The sequence below is a fragment of the Rhizobium tibeticum genome (assembly GCF_900110205.1).
Lineage (GTDB): Bacteria > Pseudomonadota > Alphaproteobacteria > Rhizobiales > Rhizobiaceae > Rhizobium > Rhizobium tibeticum.
The window spans coordinates 156,503-179,701 of sequence record NZ_FOCV01000014.1; the positions used below are offsets into that span (position 1 = coordinate 156,503).

A 23,199-nucleotide genomic window follows, 5' to 3' on the forward strand; every position below is an offset into this window, starting at 1 on the left:
ACTCGCCTTGATGGTAATCGGTAACATGACGCACGTTCATATTCAATGAACGCACGCGCCTGTTTTTCAATGATAAGATGTAGGGATCGACGCCGGCCTACAGCACGTCGTGCTTTATCTTCCAACGATCGTGATACCAGAGCCACTGTTCGGGATATTCCCGCACCCAGCTTTCCACCTTGTCGTTGAGGAGTTGCGCCGTCGCGACCATGTCGAGATTGCCGTTGGCATCCCGAGGCGTCTCAATCATCGGTTCGATTTCCAGCCGATAGCGGTTGCCCGGCAGCCGGATGCAGCGCGCCGGATAAACCTCGCAATTAAACTGGCGCACGAGCTTGCCGAGCAACGGGTTGGTCTTCACATCGAGCCCGAAGAACTTGGTGTTCAGACCTTTGCGGAACTTCTGATCGACCAGCACGCCCACGCCCTGCCCGGCCTCCAACTGCCGCGCCAACGCAAAAGACGAGCCGGCGTGAGACGGCACCAGCTTACCCATTCGCGCGCTCCGAAAATCAAAAACTTTCTGCGCGACATACGGATTGTTCGGCGGACGGAAGAGAACGGACACATAGAGACCGAACGCCGCGCCGGCCACCGGCAGCAGTTCGAAATTGCCTGTATGCCCTGTGAAAACGATAAACGGTCGCGGATTGTCGCGTAGATCGAGGAAGATCGGTATGCCCGAGACTTCCACCCTGCCCGGTTCATTGCGTTCAGGATCGAAATCGAACAGCCTGTCGAGGAATACATACTCGGCAGCAAGCCGCCCCATGTTCCCCCAACTCGCCAACGCAATCTCCTGGAGCTCCGCCTCGCTCTTCTCAGGAAAGGCATTGCGGAGATTGGCGAGCATCAGGCGGTGGCGCTTCATGCGTGGCCCGAGCTTGCGCGTCAGCCAATCCGCAAAGTTGATCGCACCGTCGGCCGGAAACAGCTTCAGGAAGTTCAGGAAGCCGAACATGGTCTGCGCAATCAACCACTGGCGAAAGTGGTCGAGCGCAAGGACGATCCGCGTGATGAAGAGCTTCAAGAACTCAATCCATCTTGAGGATGATTTTGCCGAAGATCTGACGCGATTCCATCCGCTCCAGTGCGCGGTCGATGTCAGCGAAGCTTACTTCGGTGTCGATGACGGGATGGACCAGTCCGCGCCCCATCTTCTGCATGGCATTCGCCATGTTCTCCATGCGGCAACCAAAGGAGCCGAGCAGCTTCAGCTGTTGCTGGAAGAGCATCATAAGGTTCATGTCGGTGGAAACGCCGGAGGTCGAACCGCAGGTGACAAGACGGCCCCCGCGCTTCATCGAGAGCATCGAACCGGCCCACGTATCCTTGCCGACGTGCTCGAAAACGACGTCGACGCCCTTCTTCTTGGTCAGCTTGCGGACGACGCCTTCAAAGCGGTCTGTGCGGTAGTTGATGACGTGATCGGCGCCGAGCGCCTTGGCCTTCTCGATCTTGTCGTCGGAGCCGACAGTCGTGATGACGGTGCAGCCAATCTTTTTGGCCAGCTGGATCGCCGCCGTGCCGATGCCGGAGCCGCCCGCGTGCACCAGGATGGTTTCACCCGGCTCCAGCTTTGCGTTGTCAAACAGCATGTGCTCGACCGTTCCAAAGGTTACGGGAGCAAGTGCCGCGCCAATGGCGTCGACGCCGGGAGGGGCCGGAACGAGCAGGCGTGCCGGCAGATTCACCTTCTCCTGCGCGAAACCATCGAGATGGAAACCATGAACGCCGGAAACATGTTCGCAGAGATTGTCGCGTCCCTCGCGGCACGGACGGCAGAGGCCGCATGTGCGCGCGCCATAGATCGAGACCAACTGGCCAGGCAGGACATTGGCAACGCCTGGTCCGATCGATTCGACAACGCCCGCCGCTTCCGCACCGATAACGAGCGGCATCTTGCGCTTCGCAAACGCCATGCCGCGCCAGCCCCAGACGTCGATGTGATTGAGAGCCACTGCCTTTACGCGCAGTGTAACCTCACCTGCGCCCGGAGCCGCGGGTTCCGGCAGGTCGGTGATCTCAAGCTTGCGATCGTCAATCAGTTGCAAAGCGCGCATGGCAAAGTCCTTCGCCGCGAGGGCGTTCTATCTCGATGTTTTGTTGGGAACCGATTAAGCCGGTTCGAGCGCCATGACAAGGCTGGCGTTCTGCCCGCCGAAGCCGAAGGAGTTGGACAGTACGGCGCTGACCTGGCTCTCCCGCTTCTTGTTGGGCACCACGTCGATAACGATCGATGGATCGGGGTTGGTGTAGTTGATCGTCGGCGGCAACGTGCCGGTCAGCATCGTCTGCAACGAGAATACCGCTTCCACCGCACCTGCGGCCGTCAGTGTGTGGCCGATCATCGACTTGTTGGACGACAGCGGAATGGACGCCATCCGCTCACCGAATACCGCCAGCATGGAGGCATATTCCATCTTGTCGTTTTCAGGCGTCGAGGTGCCATGCGCATTGATGTAGCCGATATCGCCCTCACCCATTCCGGCATCGGCCAGCGCTGCGCGGATCGTCGCGATCGCCGGGCCGCCATCCGGAGAGGAACGGGTGCGGTGGAAGGAGTCGGCCTTTTCGCCGGCGCCCTTCATGATGCCGAGAATCTTCGCGCCGCGCGCGACGGCCGCTTCGAGCGATTCCAGCACCAAGGTGGCGGCGCCTTCGGCGATGACGAAGCCGTCGCGATCCTTGCTGAACGGCTTGGAGGCCTTGGTCGGCGGATCGTTTTGCGTGGAGAGAGCCGAAAGCAGCGAAAAGCGGATGAGTGCCTCTGCGCTTACCGAGCCATCGGTCGCGACAGCGAGTGCGCGCAAGGTGCGGCCCTGGCGGATCGCCTCGATGCCGAGCTGGATTGCCGTCGCGCCAGACGCACAGGCCGTCGACAGCGTTACCGGCAGGCCGCGCGTGCCGAAACGATCAGCAAGGCGTTCGGAAATTGCACCGAACAGCGATGCCTCATGGAAAGCAGCATCAGGACGCTGACGCATGGCAGCCAGGAACCGGTCATAGGCGTCTCCTGCGTGATCGGCCGGCGGCGAACGGTCGGCGAGTTCGAAACGAGCACTCCATTCCGGTTCGATCGGCGGCGCAGCCAGGAACAGCGGTCCGTCAAAATCACCGCTGATGCCAGCATCGGCGAGCGCTTCGATCGTGGTTTCCCGGGCGAACGCATAGGAGCGTTCGACGGCGTTTGCGACCGGAATGTCGATGAAATCGACGGTGCCAGCGATGCGGGTCGAAAGCCCCTCCGTCGGAAAGCGATTGATCGCATGAATGCCTGAGGTACCGGCCGTCAGTGCCGACCAGTTGTCCTTCAGGCCCTGCCCCAGCGAGGTAATGATACCGACACCCGTCACTGCGACGATCGGGCGGCCCAGGTGATCCTTGTAAGCCGAATCTTTCATTTGCACACTCCTCACGCTTCGGCGGAAAGAACCGCGACGCCTTCGCCGCGCTGATGACCGACTGTCGTAACGATGGCTGCCTTGGTCGCGGCGCCCATCGGTTTTTCGTGGGTCGGGTCGAAGACCGGGACCCTCGCCTTGCTGTCGATGGCCAATGCCGCCAGCGCCAGACCGAGCGTGAAATGCGCCTCAAGTCCATGGCCGGTAACGCCACCGAAACCGCGGATGGCCGCGCCTGGCAGATGACGTTCGAGAACGGCCTTTTCGCGCCCCGCCAAGTCCGGAATGCCTGTCGAGCCGGAGAAGATCGCCGTGCTTTCCAGAGGAACGTCGATCGCGGCTTCCAACAATCGCTCGAGGCGCTTCTCAAGATTGCCGGGGTCGCGATTGCCGCGATCGCCTTCGATGGAGGACATCGACGCGTAGATATGCGCGCCCCGCGCCTCAGCATGGGCGCGCGATTCCAGAACGAGGAATGCGCCGAGCGAGCCGGAAATGACACCGCCTTGGTCGCGCGACCAGAGCGGCTGCCATTCGTTGCGGCTGTGGGAGTTGATGGCTTCGAACAAGAGCACCATGTCCAGACGCTCCGCCGAGAAAGCTCCGCCAACCAGGGCGTGCGTCGATTCACCCGACTTGATACGATAGAAGGCCGTTTCGACTGCCGAGATGCCGGCAGATTCTTCGCCCATGAAGGTCCGCGAAGAGCCCGTTACCTTGTGGACGATGGAAATGTTGCCGGCGAGCAGATTGGACAGCTGCGCCAGAAAGAGTGTCGGGCGCAGCTCCGTCGTCAGCTTCTCGTTCAGAAGAACCTCACGGTCGTTGCGCTTCAAGCCCTCGTCAACGATCAACGTATCGACGTTGATGTCGCGCTCGCCGCCGCCAGCCGCGACGATCATATCCATGCTGCCGCAGGCCTCCGCATCATCCTTGAAGCCGGCGTCATCGAGGGCGAGCCCGGCTGCAAACACACCGATGCGCTGCCAGTTTTCCATCTGCCGCTGATCGCCGCGCTTGGCAATCTGCTGCGACCAATCGATTTCCGGCAGCGGGTGGACCGGATACGGCTTGAACTTCTCAAGCTCGACGATCGTTTGAGGCGCGCCCTCGGCGTTGAGCAACGCAACATGCGGCTCCTTGCCGACGCCCTGGCACGTTACAATGCCGACGCCCGTGATCACGACATCATTCTGAGCCTTGCTCATCCATTCACTCCCTGCGCGGCGATCGCATCCATCAGGCCGACTTCACCGGCACGTTTCTTGACGATATCCCCGAGCGGCACTTCGCTGAAAGGCATGGTCCGCAGCTTCAGCTGCGCGTCGCAAACCTTCTTGCCGCCGCTTGTGATCTTCGCCTTGGTTACCGCAAATCCCGAGCCGTCATGCTCCAGAAATGCCTCGATATCCAGTACCGCCTCCGGTTCAACGAAGGTACGCATCTTGGCGCCGTCGACGGACATCAGGAACGGCATGGCCGCAAAATTAGTGGCCGCCAGCACGAGCATGCCGCATGCCTGCGCCATCGTTTCGATCAGCAGCACGCCCGGAACCAGGGGCATGCCGGGAAAATGACCTTCGAAGACGGGGCTTTTCGCCGGCACGACGGAGCGCGCCTTGAGTGTCCCTTTCTGAAGGTCGACCGCCTCGATGCGGTCTATCATCTGGAAGTATTCCAGTAGCATCGGATCCTCCGGCCACAAGGACACCTTGCCCCGCGGCTAGGCCTACTTAGGAACGAAACCGCCCGGCCGCCATGGTTAACAGCGGCAGGGCGGAGAAAAAGATGACGGTGCCGATCAGGCCTTGGCGGCGCGCAGCTCGTCGATCTTGGCACAGAGGTTCTTCAGCACGAAATATTCTTCCGTGGAAACCTTGCCTTCGTTGACTTCCTGTGTCCACTTCTCGAGCGGGATCTTGATGCCGAATTCCTTGTCGATCGCAAAGACGATATCGAGGAAATCGAGGCTGTCGATACCGAGGTCGTCGATCGTATGGCTCTCCGGCTTGATCGTATCGCGATCGATCTCGCTGGTTTCTGCAATGATGTCGGCAACTTTATCGAATGTAGCGGTCACGCCTTTACCTCTTGAAATGACGATTTAACCCTCCTCATAGGCAAATCCATTTCAAAAAGCCAATGCTTTCATCCGTCTCGGCACGCAATTTGCAAGACCAGTGTTGCTTAAACAGCAACGCATAACGCGCCGCTTGTCGCGCAATGCGTTGGCAAAACACCCCTGTTTTGCGCTTAGAGCAGCACGAGGAAAAGAACCAAGGCGGCCGCGGTAAGGATTGAACAGCTCGCATAGAAGACCGAGACGCCATCTTCGATATCGGCCACCGTTGCCGAATCGCGCCCGCCCCCATTGATCATCGGCTCCATGACGACAACCCCGGAATAAACGCGTGGTCCTGCGAGCTGCACATTCAGTGCCCCCGCCATTGCCGCCTCCGGTCGCCCGGAATTCGGCGAGCGATGCAGGCCGCCGTCGCGCGCGGCAATGCGCAGCGCCTCCCGACAGGCTGTGCTTCCTCGCCGCAGCCAGGCTCCGGCCGCGATCAGGAGAATCGAAAAGCGCGCCGCCGGCCAGTTGGCGAAGTCGTCCAGGCGCGCGGCCGCCCAGCCGAAATCGGCATATCTCTCTGATTTGTGGCCGATCATCGAATCCGCCGTATTCAGCATCTTGTAGGCGAAGAGGCCGGGCAAGCCAAAAACGGCGTACCATAGAGCTGGAGCAACCACGCCATCTGAAAAATTCTCAGCAAGGCTCTCGATCGCGGCACGGCAGACGGCGGGCTCGTCCAGTGTTTCCGGATCACGCCCGACGATTCGCGAAACAGCCAGTCGGCCACCGCTGAGGCCTCCGGTCTTCAGCCCAGCGGCAACAGCTTCCACGTGATCGGCGAGGCTCTTCTGCGCCATGAAGACGGCAACGCACATGACTTCCAGGAGGATTCCGGCAAGACCGAACAGCGAGAAAAACCAATGCAGCACAAGACCAGCCACACCGCTTAGGAACAAGAGACCGGCGATCGACCAGACGCCGTTGCGCCGGCGATCGCGTTTGTGGAGCTCGGCTCGATTGAACATCCGGTCGACGCGGGAGATCGCGTTTCCGAACAGCACGACGGGGTGCGGTAGCCGCATCCATAGCCTATCCGGATCCCCGACAATCCTGTCGAGCAAAAGGGCCAGAACCAGCACGAGAAGGTTATGGTCGAGTGTCATGACGTATAACTCTGCAATGCATCCGAAAGCCGTTGGTCGCCAGCCGCATCGGCGGTGAGACCAAAACGTAACCAACGCGGCTGATAGTCGAACTTGCGGACCAGAATATGATGTTGGCAGAGATGCCGATGTAACTGGGCCGCCTGCTTGTGGTCGACAAGCGCAAAGAGATCGGTTCCGCCAATAATGCGCAGACCGCCTTGATCGAGAACCTTGCGTAGCGCACCGGACCTCTCTGTGATCCGAAGCTGTATCGGCGCGATGTCCGATCGGAGGAGGTCTACTGCGATCGAGAGAGCAGGACCGGAGACAGCCCACGGGCCAAGCAAGCCTTCGATGCGCTCCACGATCGACAGAGCGGCCACGACAAACCCCAGGCGCAACCCTGCCAGCCCGAAGAACTTGCCGAAAGAACGGGAGATGAGAACGTTCGGCATTCGCGAGGCAAGAGGGACCAGGCTCATCTCCGGGTATGTATCCCCGAAGGCTTCGTCCACAATGACAACAGCTCCCCTAGCCTTCATCTCTTCGCTGAGTGCGACGAGCCTCTCGGGAGCATAGAGGCGACCATCAGGGTTGTTCGGATTGACGACGACGACAACTGCGTGATCGGCTCTGACGTCATCCAGATCGGCGATAAGATCAACGCAACAGCCTGCCATCAGGAACGCGCGCTCATATTCGCCGTAGGTCGGAGCGAGAATCGCAACCCGCTTGCCGCCCCCGTCGAAAAGCCGCGGTAATAGCTGGATGAGGGATTGCGTGCCGGGAACCGGCAGCGGGAGAATGTCGCCGCTGCGATAATAGCTCTGCGCCGCCGCGCGCGCCTGATCAATCAGATGCCTGTCGGGCAGCCGGTGCCAGGCGCACATCGGGATCTCGGGCACAGGCACCGGGCACGGATTGATGCCCGTCGAAAGATCAAGCCAGTATTCAGCCTCGCCGCCGTAGATTGCAGCGGCAGCCGTGATGCCGCCTCCATGAACGATCGCAGCGTTCATCTTGCCCCCTCGGCAAGGTCGATCAGATGCATGTAGGATCCCGCAATCTGTCCACGCTGAAGGCCAGCTTGCCCGAGGTCGTTGCCCAACGCATCGCTCACCTGAAACAGACGATCGGCCCCGCCCTCGGAAACCACGGCCGAATAGTGGAACTCGTGCGCGGTCATCGGCTGTTCGAAGTAGGCAGCGTTCAACGGCTTCACCCGCCGATAGCCGAGATGCCGTTTGCGCTCCTCGTAGCTGGTGACTACGGGCAAGAGACCGAGCATCTGATGCCGCTCGCCGGCGCCGTCAACCAGCCCTTCGCCGAGAACCATGTATCCGCCGCACTCCCCATAGATTCGCACGCCCTTGCCCGCGGCGTCGATAACCTTTGACCTGAAGTTGCTGGCAGACGCGATCCGCCCGGGATGAAGCTCGGGATAGCCGCCTGGCAGATAGATCGCGTCTGCAGCGGGATCCGGCGCCTCATCGGCAAGCGGCGAGAAGAACGAGATTTCGGCACCACGCCGACGCCAGCCGAGAAGCATGTGCTCGTAGGAGAAAGCAAAGGCGACGTCGCGCGCCACGGCGACCCTGCTACCGAGCGGTGGCAACCGGGCGATGTTGGCAGTAGATGGACGATTGAGCCCTTGGCGCGCGATGCGCAGCAGGAATTCGAAATTGCATTCATCGGACACGGCATCGGCTGCATGCTCTATGAAGCTCTCGAGCGTCTGATGTTCTCCCGCCTGGACGAGACCGAGATGCCTTTCGGGAAGGGCGATGTCATTGTCGCGGCGGACGACGGCAACGATCGGCATACGGACCGCGTCAAGCGCCTTGCGAAGCATCATCTCATGGCGTTCGCCCCCAACCTTGTTGAGAATCACGCCGGCGATGCGAACATCGGCCCGGAAGCCAGCAAATCCAGTCACCAGTGCCGCTACCGACTGCGACATATGCGAGGCATCGACGACGAAAACCACGGAAAGACCAAGCATGGCGGCAAGATCGGCTGCGGTCCCCTTCCCGTCGGTCGCACCATCGAAGAGCCCCATCATCGCCTCGATGACGAGAATGCGGTCGCCGGAGCGATGCAGCGTCGCATTTGCGGCAATCAGTTCCGGGCGCATCGCCCATGGATCGAAGTTGAGACAGGCAACGCCGCTCGCCGCCGCATGAAAGGCCGGATCGATATAGTCGGGGCCAGCCTTGCCGGGTGCTATCGCAACACCGCGCCTTCGAAGCGCCCGCAGAAGCCCCAGCGTCACCGTCGTCTTGCCCGATCCGGAGGACGGGGCCGCAATCAACAAACCGCTCATGCCGTCCCCCTGCTGTTCGAGTCCCGGAAGGGATCAGAGCGCAACTTGCGTCCCGCAAGAGCACCCAGCCAATCAAGCGATTGCCTCAGCCGCACCACCTCCCCGACCACGACAATCGCCGGCGGCTCGAGCCCCGAGGCCGCCGAAGGTGCCTCGCCAAGTGTCGTTTCGAGCACTTGCTGATCGCCCGTCGATGCGTTGCAGACGAAGGCGACCGGTTCTTCCGGGGACCGCCCCGCTGCAATGAGATTTCTGCTGATCTGGGCGATATGCTTCATCGCCATATACATGACGATCACAGGCGAGGCCTTGCCGATGGCCTCCCAATTGATGGCATCCGGCACAATGCCTGAGGAGTCATGCCCCGTGAGGAATGTCACCGCATGGTTGAGATCCCTGTGCGTTACCGGAATGCCGGCATAGGCCAATCCGCCGATGCCGGCAGTGATGCCCGGAACGATGCGAAACGGAACATTGTGCTCGACCAGCGTCAACGCTTCCTCGCCGCCACGCCCGAAGACGAAGGGATCGCCGCCCTTGAGACGCAAGACGCGCTTTCCGGCACGGGCAAGTTCAACCAACCGCAACGAAATGTCGCGCTGCTTGGCGGACGGCTTTCCACCTCGCTTTCCGGCATATTCCAGCAAGGCGTCCGACCGCGCGAGCTTCAGGCAATCGGCGTTCACAAGCGCATCGTGAACCACCACGTCCGCCTCCGCCAGCCCCTTGGCGGCAAGAAGCGTCAGCAATCCGGGCTCGCCCGGACCCGCACCAACAAGCCAGACGCTGCCCGGCTCAAGAGCCGGCAGATGTGAAAACGCAGCTTCGATCATTGGCATGATCTATGCTCCGCAGGTGTCGAGGTCAACGCCGCTGGGCAAGAGAAAGATGTGAAAGGTAGGCTCTCTCAAACCCCTGTGTCGGTCCAACGGACGCACAGAGATCCGCGCCCGACCGGGCGCAAATTCTCACGCGCGCAAAACCGCATCGCGTATGAGATTGATCACCCTTTCGGAGTCGATGCCAGTGCAGACAACCTGGCTCGGTAGACCGTCCCAATTGCCCGGCGGGAAGTGGCGGCCGTCCGGCTTCACGATCGTCTGCCCGTCGGCAATACCGCCGCAAACGACGCGAACCGGACCAAGGATGGTCGAGAACAGCTCGGGAGCGACGACGTAGACACATGCACAACTGTCGTGAACCATCATGCCGTCTTCGACGGCGTGCTTGTAGAAATCGATATAGTCCTGCGAAAGATCGTTCAGCAGCTTCGCGGCGCTGTCGCCCCTGGCCGCAACGTCGGCGAGGTAGCTGCGGCTCATCGTCGTGATCGCGGTCACGTCAAGACCAATGACGGCGACCCTCCAGGGCGCGGTCAGGACGATGTCGGCCGCTTCCGGATCGCCATGGATGTTGGCTTCCGCGACCGGCGACACGTTGCCCGGAACGTAGAAGTTGCCGCCCATGATAACAACGTCCTTCACGAGACCGGCAATCTCCGGGTCCTGTTTGAGCGCCATGGCCAGGTTGGTCATGCGACCGACGGCAACCAGCCTGACCTCGCCCGGATTGGCGCGAACCGTATCGATGATGAAGCGGTGCGCAGGACGCGGATCGAGCGGCAGATCGATCGTTTCAGGCACCTTGATATTGCCGAGGCCGTTCTCGCCATGCACGAAGGTCGGCCACGCCCCCTCCCGACGCTCCGGATCGATCGTCACGCTCGCGCCCTTGGCGACGGGAGCAGGAATGTTCCATTCACGCTTCAAGAACAGCGCGTTGCGCGTCGTCGTCTCGACCGACGCGTTGCCGAAGACCGTCGTGATGCCGATCAGATCGATCTCGGGATGGCGATGCAGGAAGAGCAGGGCCATTGCATCATCGACGCCCGGATCCGTGTCATAAATGACCTTGTGCATGAGTATGCCTCTTTTCGTTATTGGCGTAGGGCAGCCGGACGGCGCCGCGAAATCGGCGGCCACCATAGCGCCCACTAATCTTTCTGCAACAGGGCACACGCAATCGCTGCAGTGGCACGGCGCGACTTGATCTTCGGGACGATGAGCTCCGCATGCGATCCAACCACGGCCAGCGCAGCCGATTCGGCGACGCCGTGACATCCCACGCGGGCAAACACGATCGCCGACGGATTTTTCAGCCGCGGCGTCTCCTCTTCGAGCCGCGCGGCAGCGAAGAATAAAAGCGGCGCACCGAGGTCACGTGTTACTGCAACGATCGCGGCTTCATTGATGCGAGTGTCGATGGTGGCGATAGCCGCTAGCTCGGCTCGGTCAATGCCCGCTGCCGCCAATGCCGTACGGGCAAGCTCGTTTACCTCGCCCTCCGACGTTCCGCGCTCGCAGCCCAGGCCGAGCACGTACCGGTGCGTCCTATCGAATACAATTCCAGTCACGTGCGACAATGAAACCGGCCCCTAGTGTCCCTCAAGCCATTGCAGCAAGGGACCGGAAATGCAACATGCGTGCGCCGCCTGTTGCATTCCAGAGTTTCCTCCCTTGTCCGACCTTGCCCCTCATCTGCTCTTCATGCTGGCCGCAGCCGGCTTTTTCGCTGGATTCGTCGATTCCATCGCTGGCGGCGGAGGCCTCATCACGGTCCCGGCGATGTTGATTGCGGGTATTCCACCGCTGCAAACACTTGGCACCAACAAGGTGCAGTCGGTGTTCGGCGCAGCCTCCGCCACGATCGCCTATGCCCGCAACGGACATGTTCATCTGCGTACGCAGCTGCCGATGGCGCTGATGGCAATCTTCGGCGGCTCCCTTGGAGCCGCTTTGGCAACGATCGTGCCTGGTGACGTACTGCGGGCAATCATGCCGGTCCTTCTTGTGGCGATCGCGCTCTATTTTGCGTTGAAGCCAAACCTGAACGACGTCGACAAGCATCGCCGCATGAGGCCCTTTGTCTTCGGCCTGACGCTGGTTCCGGCAATCGGATTCTACGACGGCGTCTTCGGTCCGGGCACCGGCTCCTTCTTCATGCTCTCCTTCGTGTCGCTGGCCGGCTTCGGTATGCTAAAGGCCACGGCGCATACCAAGCTCCTGAATTTCGGCTCGAACATCGGCGCGCTCGTCGTCTTCGTCTCCTTCGGTGCGATCCTCTGGAAGATCGGGCTAATGATGGGCGTCTGCCAGTTCCTCGGGGCGCAGCTCGGCTCGCGGCTTGCGATGCGCACCGGCGCGCGCCTGATCAAGCCGCTGCTCGTCGTCGTCTGCGTCGCCTTCACGATCAAGCTTCTGGCCGATCCAGCCAATCCGATCCGCGTCTGGCTGGAGATTTGACGCTGGCGCCCGGTGTGTCGGTTGGCTCCTAGAAGAGCGTGAGCAACAGCGTCCCGACGGACGACCGGCGGCAGCCCGAGGCAGTTCCTGTCAGAACTCCACGCCCGGCTGCCCCTTGATGCCCGAGCGGAACGGATGCTTGATCAGCTCCATCTCGGTGACGAGATCGGCAATATCGATCAGCTCGTCCTTCGCGTTGCGCCCGGTCAGAACGACGTGAGTCATATACGGCTTTTCGGTCTTCAGAAACTCCACCACCTCGTTGATGTCGAGGTAGTCGTAGCGAAGCGCGATGTTGATCTCGTCGAGCAGCACCATCGAATTGCGCTCGTCCCGGATCAGCTCTTTGGCCTTATCCCAGGCCGCGGATGCGGCGGCGACATCACGGGCACGATCCTGTGTCTCCCAGGTGAAGCCCTCGCCCATGGTGTGGAACTGGCAGATGTCGGAGAAGTGCTTTTCGATCAAATCGCGCTCGCCGGTCCACATCGCGCCCTTGATGAACTGCACGACGGCGGAGGGCTTTCCATGCGCGATATGCCGGAAAATCATCCCGAACGCCGAGGAAGACTTGCCCTTGCCTTTACCGGTATGGACGATGATGAGGCCCTTCTCATCGGTCTTTGAGGCCATGATCTTGTCGCGGGCGGCTTTCTTCTTGGCCATCTTCTCGGCGTGGCGTGCGTCGTCGTGGCCAGCCGGCTCACTGGTTTCGTCAGTCATCTCAATTTTCCCCGGATGCAAGCTTGAATGTGTCTGAAAGATCGAACCGCGCCGAATTGCTGCGCGGCGTCCAAAGGCGACGATCGATGGCCTCGAGCAGCCGTTCCTTCATGTCGTCGAAGGCGGCCGGATTTTTCTCGACCATGAAATCGCGCACCTTCGGATCGACCACGAAGGCCTGATAGACGGCTTCAAAATGATGATTGCCCACCGCGCCTGTCGTCGCGGAAAAGGCGAAGAGGTAATCGACGGTCGCGGCGATCTCAAAGGCTCCCTTATAGCCATGGCGCATGACGCCATTGATCCACTTCGGATTGACCACGCGGCCACGCACGACACGCCCGATCTCCTCTTCCAACGATCGGATGACCGGCTTTTCCGGTCGCGAGTGGTCGTTGTGGTAGATCGACGGTCGGTCACCCGCCAGCATCTCGGTCGCGGCAGCCATGCCGCCCTCGAACTGGTAGTAATCGTCGCTGTCCAGAAGGTCGTGCTCGCGGTTGTCCTGGTTCTGCACCACCGCCTGGATCGAGCGCAGGCGCTCTTCGAAGACGCCCCGCTCGGCCCGGCCTTCCTCGCCGGCGCCGTAGGCGTAGCTTCCCCATACGAGATAGGCTTCGGCAAGATCGGCCCGGCGTTCCCATCCCTTCTCGTCGATCAATGCCTGCAAGCCGGCACCGTAGGCGCCCGGCTTCGAGCCGAAGATACGATAGCCGGCACGGCGTCGGGCTTGCGCCGCGTCCAGCCCGGCAGCCTCGAGCCGCGCTGCTTCGCCGCGCATGCGCTCGGCAATCGGATTGTCCGCCGAGTCCTCGTCCAGCGCACCGACGGCACGGATCGCCTTGTCGAAGAGCGCGATCTGTTCGGGAAACGCATCCCGGAAGAAGCCGGAAATGCGCAACGTCACGTCGACACGTGGGCGGCGCAGCAGCGCCGGCGGGATGATTTCGTAACCGGTGACGCGCCGCGAGGTCATGTCCCATACCGGCTTCACGCCGATCAGCGCCAGCGCCTGGGCAATATCATCGCCGCCGGTGCGCATGTTCGATGTGCCCCAGGCGGTGAGGCCGAAGGATACCGGCCATTCGCCGTGATCCTGCACATACCGGCGGATCAGCAGTTCGGCGGACTTTTTCCCGAGTTCGTAGGCCGCCGGCGTCGGAACCGCACGGCTGTCTACCGAATAGAAGTTCCGCCCGGTCGGCAGCACATCCGGGCGTCCTCGCGTCGGCGCACCCGACGGCCCGGGCGGCACGAAACGACCGTCGAGCCCCCGGAGCAGGCCTTCGATCTCCGCGGCCCCGCATGCAATGATGGCAGGCTTGAGCCGCGTTTCGATCATCCCCAGGACGGCGCGCGTGGCCCCCCAATCTTCCGGGCAAGCGACTTCGCCGGCGACCAGCCGTGCCGCAAGCAGTTCGATCCGCTCGACCGCATCGCCATTCGTGCGCCAGACACCGTCCATGGCCGCCGCAAGGGTATCCGGGAACGGCCCCGGCCACGACCCGGCCATGTCGCAGTCGAGAGGATCGAAATCCAAGCCTACATCGGCAGCAATCGCCCGCTGTAGGCTGCGGTCGCCACCCTGGCCAAGGCCACGCGGGACCCGAGCCAGCGCTACGGTCAGATCAGTCAGCAATCGACCCTGCGGCGAGACACCGAAGACGTGCAAACCATCGCGGATCTGCATTTCCTTGAGATCGCAGAGATAGGAATCGAGCTTCTTCAACGCCTCGTTTTCGCTCTCGCCCTTGTCGATACCAGCATCGCGGTCGAGACCGATATCTGCGACGAGATCGAGAATCTGTTTGCTAAGAAGCCGAATGCGGCGTGGATCGCCACCTGACGCCTCGTAGTATTCGTCCACCAGTGCCTCCAGATCCTTCAGGGGCCCGTAGCTCTCGGCACGCGTCAGCGGCGGTGTCAGATGGTCGATGATGACAGCCCCGGCCCGCCGCTTGGCCTGCGTTCCCTCGCCGGGATCATTGACGATAAATGGATAAAGATGTGGCATAGGGCCGAGGATCGCCTCTGGATAGCATTCCTCGGAGAGCGCTAATGCCTTGCCCGGCAGCCATTCGAGATTGCCGTGCTTGCCCATGTGGATGACGGCGTGAGCGCCGAACTCGTGGCGAAGGAAAGCGTAAAAGGCGAGATAGCCGTGCGGCGGCACGAGGTCGGGCGAATGGTAGCTTTCCTTCGGATCGACGTTGTAGCCGCGCGCCGGCTGGATGCCGACGAGCACCTCTCCAAGCCGCAGGAACGGCAGTGCAAAAGCGCCGTCCAGCATATAGCGATCGGTCTCAGGCGCGCCCCACCGCGTGTTGATTTCTTCCTGAATCTTTTTGGGAAGACTTCTGAAGAAGGCATTGTAACGACTCAATGAAAGCACTTCACTTACAAGCCTCCCATCCGTGCCGGAATTTGTCGGTCCTTCCATCAGGCGCCGGATCAGGGAGTCGCCATCATCCGGCACAGCCGCGACTGTGTAACCAGCGGCACGCATTGCCTTCAGAACCTCAACCGTGCCGGCAGGCGTATCCAGCCCGACGCCATTGCCGAGCCTTCCGTCGCGGTTCGGATAGTTCGCCATCACGAGCGCAATGCGCCGGTCGCTGGCGGATGTCGTGCGCAGCTTCGCCCAGTTGGCAGCAAGCTGGGCTGTATAGCGCATTCGCTCGATATCGGGCTCGCTGCCGACGATGTTGGCCTCGACCCTCGCGTCATAGCGGGCCGCCGATTTGAACGAGACCGCACGGGCAAGCACGCGCCCATCAACCTCCGGCAGAGCAACATTCATTCCAAGGTCGCGCGCGGAGAGCCCCTGCGAGGAGGAGGTCCATGCCTGCCGCGACGACGCCGAAAAGATAGCCTGAAGCACAACCGCGTCGTTGGCCTCAAGCACGGTCGGCTCGCGATCCGCACCGGGCGCAGACACTGCAAAGCCAGTCGTGTTGATCACCACCTCGGGTTTGATGGCGTCGAAGACGCTTTCGAGAATGCCCTTCGAGACGGGGTCCTTGAGACTATAGGCAAACACCGGCAGCGGCCGGATGCGTTCGGCCAGCAGCGTATCGATCAACGCTTCGACCGGTCGCGTCTCGCCGCTCTGCACGAGCGCGCGATAGAAGCTGACTGCCACAACTGGCGAATGCGGCACCTGCTGCAGGAATCGAACCCGCTCGTCGCACGCAGACTTCCACTCCTCGACGCCGACGACGCCCTTGCCCGGCCACCAGATTCCAGCCTTCATCAGCGGCGAAGCCGCCTCGGGCTTTTCCGCGCCCGAGAGCATCGCGCCGGCATAGGAGAGAAACGCACGCGAATTGGCGTCGCCACCTTCGATAAGATAGGCCCAGAGGGCATTTAACTCTTCAAGCGGCACATTCGAAAACGGTGTCAAACCCGCGTCCGGCTTCGAATCTCCCGGCAATACGGCAATAAGCGCGCCAAAGCGCGCTGCCGCCGCATGAAGCGCCTCCAGCGCATAGTGAAAATAGCTGGCACCGCCGAGCGCCCTGACGACGATCAGCTTCGCGTGCCGGGCTGTCCGCTCGACATAGGCATCGACCGACATCGGATGTTTCAGGCTCATCAGGCTTGCGAGCCGCAGCGAAAAACCGGCAGCCACACCATCATAGGCGGCCGCCATGGCGGCAAGCTCGGTATCGGCGGCCGACAGGAATAGGACATCGCCGGGAGATTGACCGAGATCGATCGCCTCCTCGCCGTCGCTGATCGTTCCCTGTTGTGCCAGGAGCAGATGCATTGGTCTGCCTTATGCCAGCGCTTCGATTGCCGTGCGAACCACCGCCTCGTCCATGTCGTGCAGGCCGATCACGACCAGGCGGGTGCCGCGTGCTTCGCCGGGCGCCCAGGCGCGATCGAAATAATGGTCCACACGGCTTCCGACCGCCTGCAGCTGCAGGCGCATCGGCTTGCCGGGGACATCGACGAAGCCCTTCAGCCGCAGCACGTCATGTTCGCCAATGATGCCCTTCAGCGAGTCCACGAACGCGGCAGGATCGACAACAGGGCCGAGTTCCACGACGAAGCTATCGAACTCGTCGTGGTCATGCGCTATACCATCCTCGTGCTCGAGCTCGTGGTGGGATTTGCGGTTGGCCACGTCATCCTCGGTACCGACCCCGAGCCCGAGCAACACGCTTGCTGGAACCTCGCCGTTGCGCGCCTCGATCATCACGGGCTTGCGGGCGATACGGGACGCTACCTCATCGCGCACGCGACCGAGGCCTGCCGTGTCAAGAAGATCGGTCTTGTTGAGCACGATCAGATCGGCGCAGGTGAGCTGATCTTCGAAAAGTTCTTCGATCGGGCTTTCATGATCGAGCGATTCATCCTCCACGCGACGGGCTTCGACCGCATCATGATCGTCGGCAAAACGGCCGGCCGCCACGGCAGCGCTATCGACAACGGTGATAACGCCGTCGACGGTGACCTGCGTGCGAATGTCAGGCCAATTGAAGGCCGCCACGAGCGGCTGCGGCAGCGCGAGACCGGAGGTTTCGATGACAATGTGGTCGGGGCGCTGTTTGCGCTCCAGAAGCTTGGTCATCGTCGGAATGAAGTCGTCGGCAACCGTGCAGCAGATGCAGCCATTGGTGAGTTCGATGATGTCATCTTCAGTGCAATTGTCGGCGCCGCAGCCCTTGAGCACCTCGCCGTCGACGCCGAGATCGCCGAATTCGTTGATAATCAGCGCGATTTTCTTGCCGTTCGTGTTGGAAAGCAGATTGCGGATCATCGTCGTCTTGCCGGCGCCGAGAAAGCCGGTGATCACTGTCGCCGGGATTTTCTGCTGGTTCATCAAATTCAACCCTTCATCTTCAGCGGCAGACCTGCCGCGATAAAATACACGTCCGCAGCTTCCGCCGCGATCATTTGATGCAGGCGGCCGGCATGATCCCGGAACTCCCGCGCCATGCGGTTTTCCGGGACGATGCCGAGACCGACCTCGTTGGAAACGATGACGAGGCGCGCGCGTGCCGTAAGCACGCAGGCGGCAAGCGAGGCGAACTCCGCCACCATGTCGCGCTCTTCCATCATCAGATTGGTAACCCAAAGCGTCAGGCAATCCACCAGGATCGCCCGTCCTTCGCCATCGATTGCCTGCAGGCATCCGACAAGATCGAGCGGCTCTTCATGGGTGTGCCAGAGATCGCCGCGGTCGGCTTTGTGCGTGTCGATCCGGGAGCGCATTTCCTCATCCCAAGCCCGGCCCGTCGCCACATAGTGGCGCTCCAGGCCGCCCGAAACGACCAGTTGCTCTGCAAAGCGCGATTTTCCCGAGCGCACACCGCCGAGAACGAAGGTCGTGCCAAATGATCGCAGGCTCATGGAAAATACTGTCCCATCTGCGGACGCCTTCCGCACGGAACCGGAACGGCTGCACGCAGCCTTAAAATCTTACTTTCAGCCATGACAACCTCCGTGCTGGCAGCGGGCATCGCCCAGGGATGGGCTTTTTTGCCCGGCACGATTGGCAGGTCTCCTGGCTCGCGGGTTTTGGGCGCGATCGGGCAGACTGGAAATCGGTCGCCCTGATCGTGCCAGCGGATTTTCCTCGTCTTCCCGGCTGCATTTCATGAAAAGGCGGACGATTCGTAGACTTGAGAGGCGTCCAGCCCCGGTTGATCATGACGCACTGCCAGTGACTTTTCCGTCGCCGCTTCCGCGCCGCCCGCCTGCACTATTGCAGACTGTCAACCACGAGGAACCAACGCCGGACAGAAAACCCTGACCGCTCTACAGTCGCGGGGTCGGCTATGATGACGGCGCCCGGATTGGGTCCACCGCTTCACATTCCCTTTTCATCCGCACCGATTCAACCGGTCCGGAACCATCCGTTATGGAGTCATCGTTAGGCAAGGCCCCCGGCGAAGTCAATCGTAAGCCGTCGTCTCGCATATGACATGCATGCCTGAAACCGCGACCAAGACGACCTTCTCTACCAAATTTGTCGCCTTTTATCAGTGGCTTACGTCACGAATAATTGTTGCCGGCGCCGGTCTTTTGCCGCAATTGCATCGCAAGCGGGTCGCGCCGCTGATTTGCCCGTCCCTCACTGCACTTGATCGCGCCTACACCTGCCTAGTTTTCTTGTCATGCTCCTAAAAATCAATATCCGCCGTTTCGGTCCGTTTCATACGCTTCTCGATATCGGGCGGATGCGCGCTCTGCTGCGGCGTAGCGAAATGGGGATGGTCATCGCCGGCGCGATCGTCGGGCTGATCTCCGGCCTGGCGGTGTCGGGCATGAGCCTCGTTTCCCGCGCAATGCACAGGCTGATTTTCGGAATCAGCGACGTCGAGAGGCTGAGCTCTTCCCAGATCGACGACAAGTTCTTGCTGCTGACGGCACCGGTTTGCGGCGGCATCCTGCTCGGTCTTTTGCTGTTCATCCTCGCCAAAACCCGTAAGAAGCCGATGGTCGACCCGATCGAGGCGAACGCATTACATGGCGGACGCCTGTCGCTGACCGACAGCATCCTCGTTGCCGTTCAGAACCTCATCTCGAACGGCTTCGGTGCCTCCGTTGGTTTGGAAGCCGGCTACACGCAGTTGGCGGCCGGTCTGGCCTCGAAGCTTGGCCTGAAGTTGCAGCTTCGCCGATCGGACCTGCGCGTTCTCGTCGGATGCGGCGCGGCCGGTGCGATTGCGGCGGCCTTCAATGCGCCGCTGACCGGCGCGTTCTATGCCTTCGAGCTCATCATCGGCACATACACCATCGTCTCGCTGACACCAGTCGTCGTGTCCGCGCTGGTGGCGACCCAGATTGCGCGGCTGCTGGCCGGCAGTGATTTCCTCATCGATGTCGGCGAATTCGGCTCCGTCATGCCGGCCGACTATGTCCCGGCGCTGCTGCTCGGTGCCGTCTGCGCTGGCGTCGGCATTCTCATCATGCAGGGCGTCGCCTCGATCGAGGAACTGGCGCGCAAAAGTTCCATCGCAACACCGCTGCGCCCTGCCCTTGGCGGCATCGTCGTCGGTCTCCTCGCCCTTATCACGCCGCAGGTCCTGTCAGCGGGACACGGAGCGCTGCACCTCAATCTCGGGCGCGATGTCGCGATTCCGGTCCTCCTTGGGCTGCTTCTCCTCAAGGCCTTGGCCTCCGCGATCTCGATCGGCTCGGGTTTCAGAGGCGGCCTCTTCTTCGCGTCGCTGTTCATGGGGGCGCTGCTCGGCAAGCTATTTGCCTATTCTGCGCCCTATTTCGCCCACGCGACGCTGACACCCGTTATCTACGCGGTCGTCGGCATGAGTTCGCTCGCAGTCGCCGTTATTGGAGGGCCCCTGACGATGACGTTCCTGGCGCTGGAGATCACGGGCGACTTTCCGATCACGGCACTTGTCCTTGCGGCCGTCATCACCTCCTCACTCGTCGTGCGCAGCACCTTCGGCTACTCCTTCGCAACATGGCGCTTCCATCTGCGCGGCGAGAGCATTCGCAGCGCCCACGATGTCGGCTGGATTCGCAACCTGACGGTCGGCCGGCTGATGCGCGCCGACGTCAAGACCGCCAAGGCCGGCCTTTCGATCGAAGAGTTCAAGGAACGCTTTCCCATTGGCTCGGCGCAGCGCGTCGTCCTGGTGGACGACACGGGCAAATACAGCGGCCTAGTGCTCGTCCCGGATATTTACGCGAACCTGACCGACACCGACGACACCGGCGAGGATCTCAGCGAATTCATTCGCTACAAGAACGATTTCCTGCAGCCGCAGATGAACGCCAAGCAGGCAGCCGCCATCTTCGACAAAACCGAAAGCGAAGCGCTCGCGGTCGTCAACAATCTGATCGAGAGGAAGGTTGTCGGGCAGCTGAGCGAGGCTTACACGCTGCGCCGCTACAGCGAAGAACTCGATCGCCGTCGCCGCGAAATATCCGGCGAGATCTAGCCGACGAGCTCGTCAAGCCAGCGCCGGTCAAGGCAGGCTTCCAGCTCGGCCGCAACGTCGTCTAAAGCTTTCTCGACACCGGCACGGTAATCGTTCGTCTCACCAGAAAGACCGAAACTCCATAGCAAACGGGTACGATAGGTGTCACTCGCAAAGAGCCCGTGCAGATACGTGCCGGCAATCCGACCGTCGGCCGATACGGCACCGTCCGGTTCTCCATCGACGATCGCGAATGGCCGACCGCAATCCTCTCCTTTGGTGATGCCGAGGTGGATCTGATAGCCGGCAAGCGGTGCGCCGTCTTCCACCGCCACAGCGACGCTGTTCCGCACCGTCTTTTCCGGCGCCATCTCCGTCTCGACGTCCAGCAACCCGAGGCCTGTGACCTCCGCGGGGTCTCCCTCGATGCCCAGGGGATCATGCACCTTGCGTCCGAGCATCTGATAGCCGCCGCAGATGCCGATGACCCGCCCGCCCCGCTTCACATGGGCCAGAAGATCAACATCCCAACCCTGCACGCGCATATCCGCCAGGTCGGCGATCGTCGATTTCGAACCGGGCAGGATCACCAGCCGGGCATCCGACGGCAACCGCTCGCCGGCGCGAACAAAGACCAACTCGACATCCGGTTCTGCCGCCAGCGGATCCAGATCGTCGAAATTCGCAATGCGGGGAAAGACCGGCACTGCGATCTTCAGCGCGGCCGCGCCGCCCCGTGCCAGGCTCTCCAGCGCGACCGAGTCTTCGGCCGGCAACCGTGAAGCGTGCTTCAGCCATGGCACGACGCCGAGGCATGGCCATCCCGTAAAACGCCGCACCGCATCGATTCCGGCATCGAAGAGCGAAACGTCACCACGAAACTTGTTGATGATGTAGCCGGATATCATTGCGCGGTCGTCATCGGACATGATGGTATGGGTGCCGACCAGCGAGGCGATCACGCCGCCACGATCGATGTCGCCGACCAATACCACCGGCACGCCGGCACGCGTCGCAAATCCCATATTGGCGATATCACCGGCCCTGAGATTGATTTCGGCAGGCGAGCCCGCCCCTTCCACGATCACAAGATCCGCTCCGACGGAAATCTCCGAAAAGCTCTGCATCACGTAATCGAGGAGTGTCGGCTTGAGCTTCTGATAGTCCCGTCCTTTGGCCTGCCCCCAGACCTTGCCCTGAACGATGATCTGGCTGCCATATTCGGTTTGCGGCTTGAGCAACACAGGGTTCATGTGCACCGACGACTGCACCCGCGCAGCGAGCGACTGCAGCCATTGCGCCCGGCCGATCTCACCGCCGTCGTCAGCGACCGCGGCATTGTTCGACATATTCTGCGGCTTGAAGGGACGGACCGCAAGGCCGTGATTGGCAGCAAGCCGGCAAAGTCCCGCAACGAGAACGGTCTTGCCGACATCGGAGCCGGTACCCTGCAGCATGATGGACTTGGTCATTGTCGCGGAACTCCGGAGAACTCGCCTCGGCCTACAACGACCTCTCTGTTGCGGTCAATCGCTGGCGTCGAAAATGCGAAGGCCGCGTCAACCGTTGAGGGTTGCGCGGCCTGCCGAAATACGCTGGCGCGTTCGCCCATACACGGCGAAGCTCACGTTCTCCGGGACGCAATACCTGATCCGGAGAAGCAGCGGTGTCCCCCGCTACGCAACAACAGATAGCGCCACATTGTTACCGGAGGGTTAGCAAGCCCTTAAGCAAAGGTGAATTTCAGCATTTTCTGACTTTTCTTCTCGATCGAGGCGTCGCTGGCAAGCAGACCAGCACGATCTCGGACCGCTTGCGGTAACCTTCTGATGAGACTACCATTAACGATTTCAAATCAGGCGCTTATGCTTCACGCCTCAACCACAGAAGGCAATTGATTTCCGCAGCCGAACGCGTAGGCTCCCTTCCAAGGTGCCAGGACGAGCGCCACAGCTTAAGCCCGGATAAACAGCACGAGGACCTCCGCAAGGTGGGAACGCCTAGCACTACTTTGGCAGATTAATCCTCGGTTAACGATGATCGGCGATCCTTGGCACTTCAACAGGGGTGCGAAGGATGACAGAGCAGGATGTTGCACTGACGGAATGGCTGAAGCCGTTTGTTGAGAAGCTTGGCCACAAGAAGCGTCGGCAGATGTGCCCGATCTATGTTTCTGGCCTGATCGGGCCGGGAGATCGCAAGAGTATCGAGCCGATGGCGGAGCGCCTGGCACCTGATCGCTATGACCGCCTGCATCATTTCATCTCGGATGGCATTTGGGACGCCGGTCCACTTGAGGCGGAATTGGCGGTGCAGGCTGACAGAATAGTCGGGGC

At 61.3% G+C, this 23,199-nt stretch carries 20 protein-coding genes and 1 riboswitch; of the genes, 3 read left to right on the forward strand and 17 right to left on the reverse strand.

The features are described 5' to 3' along the window. Nucleotides 1–97: 97 nt before the first annotated feature. From BSG20_RS17300 to BSG20_RS17355, 12 genes are all read right to left on the reverse strand, one after another. Nucleotides 98–1,030 (reverse strand): lipid A biosynthesis lauroyl acyltransferase, encoded by a 933-nt coding sequence (locus tag BSG20_RS17300; protein WP_072376753.1) that lies wholly within the window; start codon nt 1,028–1,030, stop codon nt 98–100. 4 nt (nt 1,031–1,034) lie between these two features. After that, nucleotides 1,035–2,063 carry a zinc-binding dehydrogenase gene (locus BSG20_RS17305; RefSeq protein ID WP_072376751.1) on the reverse strand — a complete coding sequence of 343 codons (1,029 nt, stop codon included), beginning with the start codon at nt 2,061–2,063 and terminating at the stop codon, nt 1,035–1,037. Between the two features lie 54 nt (nt 2,064–2,117). Further along, nucleotides 2,118–3,404, reverse strand: a complete 1,287-nt coding sequence (locus tag BSG20_RS17310) for a beta-ketoacyl-ACP synthase (RefSeq protein ID WP_072376749.1) — start codon at nt 3,402–3,404, stop codon at nt 2,118–2,120. Between the two features lie 11 nt (nt 3,405–3,415). Next, entirely contained in the window at nt 3,416–4,612 is a 1,197-nt protein-coding gene (locus BSG20_RS17315) for a beta-ketoacyl-ACP synthase (protein WP_072376747.1), read from the reverse strand. Beyond that, a complete protein-coding gene (locus BSG20_RS17320; protein WP_072376745.1) occupies nt 4,609–5,091 on the reverse strand; it encodes a 3-hydroxyacyl-ACP dehydratase FabZ family protein in 483 nt (160 codons plus the stop codon). The genes BSG20_RS17315 and BSG20_RS17320 overlap by 4 nt, the downstream gene beginning before the upstream one ends. Nucleotides 5,092–5,205: 114 nt before the next feature. Beyond that, a complete protein-coding gene (locus BSG20_RS17325) occupies nt 5,206–5,484 on the reverse strand; it encodes an acyl carrier protein (protein ID WP_007533215.1) in 279 nt (92 codons plus the stop codon). A gap of 173 nt (nt 5,485–5,657) precedes the next feature. Then, nucleotides 5,658–6,638: an adenosylcobinamide-phosphate synthase CbiB gene (gene cbiB, locus BSG20_RS17330; protein WP_072376743.1), complete on the reverse strand. Its 981-nt coding sequence runs from the start codon at nt 6,636–6,638 to the stop codon at nt 5,658–5,660. After that, complete coding sequence (cobD, locus tag BSG20_RS17335; protein WP_072376741.1) at nt 6,635–7,639, reverse strand: threonine-phosphate decarboxylase CobD; 1,005 nt, start codon at nt 7,637–7,639, stop codon at nt 6,635–6,637. Before cobD ends, cbiB begins: the two co-directional genes overlap by 4 nt. Continuing rightward, complete coding sequence (locus BSG20_RS17340) at nt 7,636–8,943, reverse strand: cobyrinic acid a,c-diamide synthase CobB (RefSeq protein WP_072376739.1); 1,308 nt, start codon at nt 8,941–8,943, stop codon at nt 7,636–7,638. Before BSG20_RS17340 ends, cobD begins: the two co-directional genes overlap by 4 nt. Continuing rightward, nucleotides 8,940–9,776, reverse strand: coding sequence for a uroporphyrinogen-III C-methyltransferase (gene cobA / locus BSG20_RS17345; protein ID WP_177309852.1), 837 nt, complete (start codon nt 9,774–9,776; stop codon nt 8,940–8,942). Before cobA ends, BSG20_RS17340 begins: the two co-directional genes overlap by 4 nt. A 135-nt stretch (nt 9,777–9,911) precedes the next feature. Next, complete coding sequence (locus tag BSG20_RS17350; RefSeq protein ID WP_072376735.1) at nt 9,912–10,862, reverse strand: nucleoside hydrolase; 951 nt, start codon at nt 10,860–10,862, stop codon at nt 9,912–9,914. 74 nt (nt 10,863–10,936) lie between these two features. Further along, nucleotides 10,937–11,356, reverse strand: a complete 420-nt coding sequence (locus BSG20_RS17355) for a cobalamin biosynthesis protein (RefSeq protein ID WP_072376733.1) — start codon at nt 11,354–11,356, stop codon at nt 10,937–10,939. 103 nt (nt 11,357–11,459) lie between these two features. Here BSG20_RS17355 and BSG20_RS17360 point away from each other — a divergent pair, with 103 nt between their 5' ends. Next, nucleotides 11,460–12,245 carry a TSUP family transporter gene (locus BSG20_RS17360; protein WP_072376731.1) on the forward strand — a complete coding sequence of 262 codons (786 nt, stop codon included), beginning with the start codon at nt 11,460–11,462 and terminating at the stop codon, nt 12,243–12,245. A 90-nt stretch (nt 12,246–12,335) separates the two neighbouring features. On the opposite strand, the gene cobO is transcribed toward BSG20_RS17360, so the two are convergent. The 4 genes from cobO to cobU are packed head-to-tail and all read right to left on the reverse strand — an operon-like array spanning nt 12,336 to nt 18,326. Then, nucleotides 12,336–12,968: a cob(I)yrinic acid a,c-diamide adenosyltransferase gene (gene cobO / locus BSG20_RS17365; protein WP_072376729.1), complete on the reverse strand. Its 633-nt coding sequence runs from the start codon at nt 12,966–12,968 to the stop codon at nt 12,336–12,338. A 1-nt stretch (nt 12,969) separates the two neighbouring features. After that, nucleotides 12,970–16,737 carry a cobaltochelatase subunit CobN gene (gene cobN, locus BSG20_RS17370; RefSeq protein ID WP_072376727.1) on the reverse strand — a complete coding sequence of 1,256 codons (3,768 nt, stop codon included), beginning with the start codon at nt 16,735–16,737 and terminating at the stop codon, nt 12,970–12,972. 9 nt (nt 16,738–16,746) lie between these two features. Beyond that, nucleotides 16,747–17,796, reverse strand: a complete 1,050-nt coding sequence (gene cobW / locus BSG20_RS17375; protein WP_072376977.1) for a cobalamin biosynthesis protein CobW — start codon at nt 17,794–17,796, stop codon at nt 16,747–16,749. A gap of 5 nt (nt 17,797–17,801) precedes the next feature. Beyond that, nucleotides 17,802–18,326: a bifunctional adenosylcobinamide kinase/adenosylcobinamide-phosphate guanylyltransferase gene (gene cobU / locus BSG20_RS17380; RefSeq protein WP_072376725.1), complete on the reverse strand. Its 525-nt coding sequence runs from the start codon at nt 18,324–18,326 to the stop codon at nt 17,802–17,804. Nucleotides 18,327–18,453: 127 nt separating this feature from the next. Continuing rightward, nucleotides 18,454–18,848, reverse strand: a riboswitch (cobalamin riboswitch). 245 nt (nt 18,849–19,093) lie between these two features. On the opposite strand from cobU, the gene BSG20_RS17385 reads away from it, so the two are divergent. Beyond that, entirely contained in the window at nt 19,094–20,884 is a 1,791-nt protein-coding gene (locus BSG20_RS17385; RefSeq protein WP_072376723.1) for a chloride channel protein, read from the forward strand. On the opposite strand, the gene BSG20_RS17390 is transcribed toward BSG20_RS17385, so the two are convergent. Then, complete coding sequence (locus BSG20_RS17390; protein WP_072376721.1) at nt 20,881–22,335, reverse strand: cobyric acid synthase; 1,455 nt, start codon at nt 22,333–22,335, stop codon at nt 20,881–20,883. The genes BSG20_RS17385 and BSG20_RS17390 overlap by 4 nt on opposite strands. 604 nt (nt 22,336–22,939) lie before the next feature. Here BSG20_RS17390 and BSG20_RS17395 point away from each other — a divergent pair. Beyond that, a partial coding sequence (locus BSG20_RS17395; protein WP_143147497.1) for a transposase occupies nt 22,940–23,199 on the forward strand: 260 nt, incomplete at its 3' end.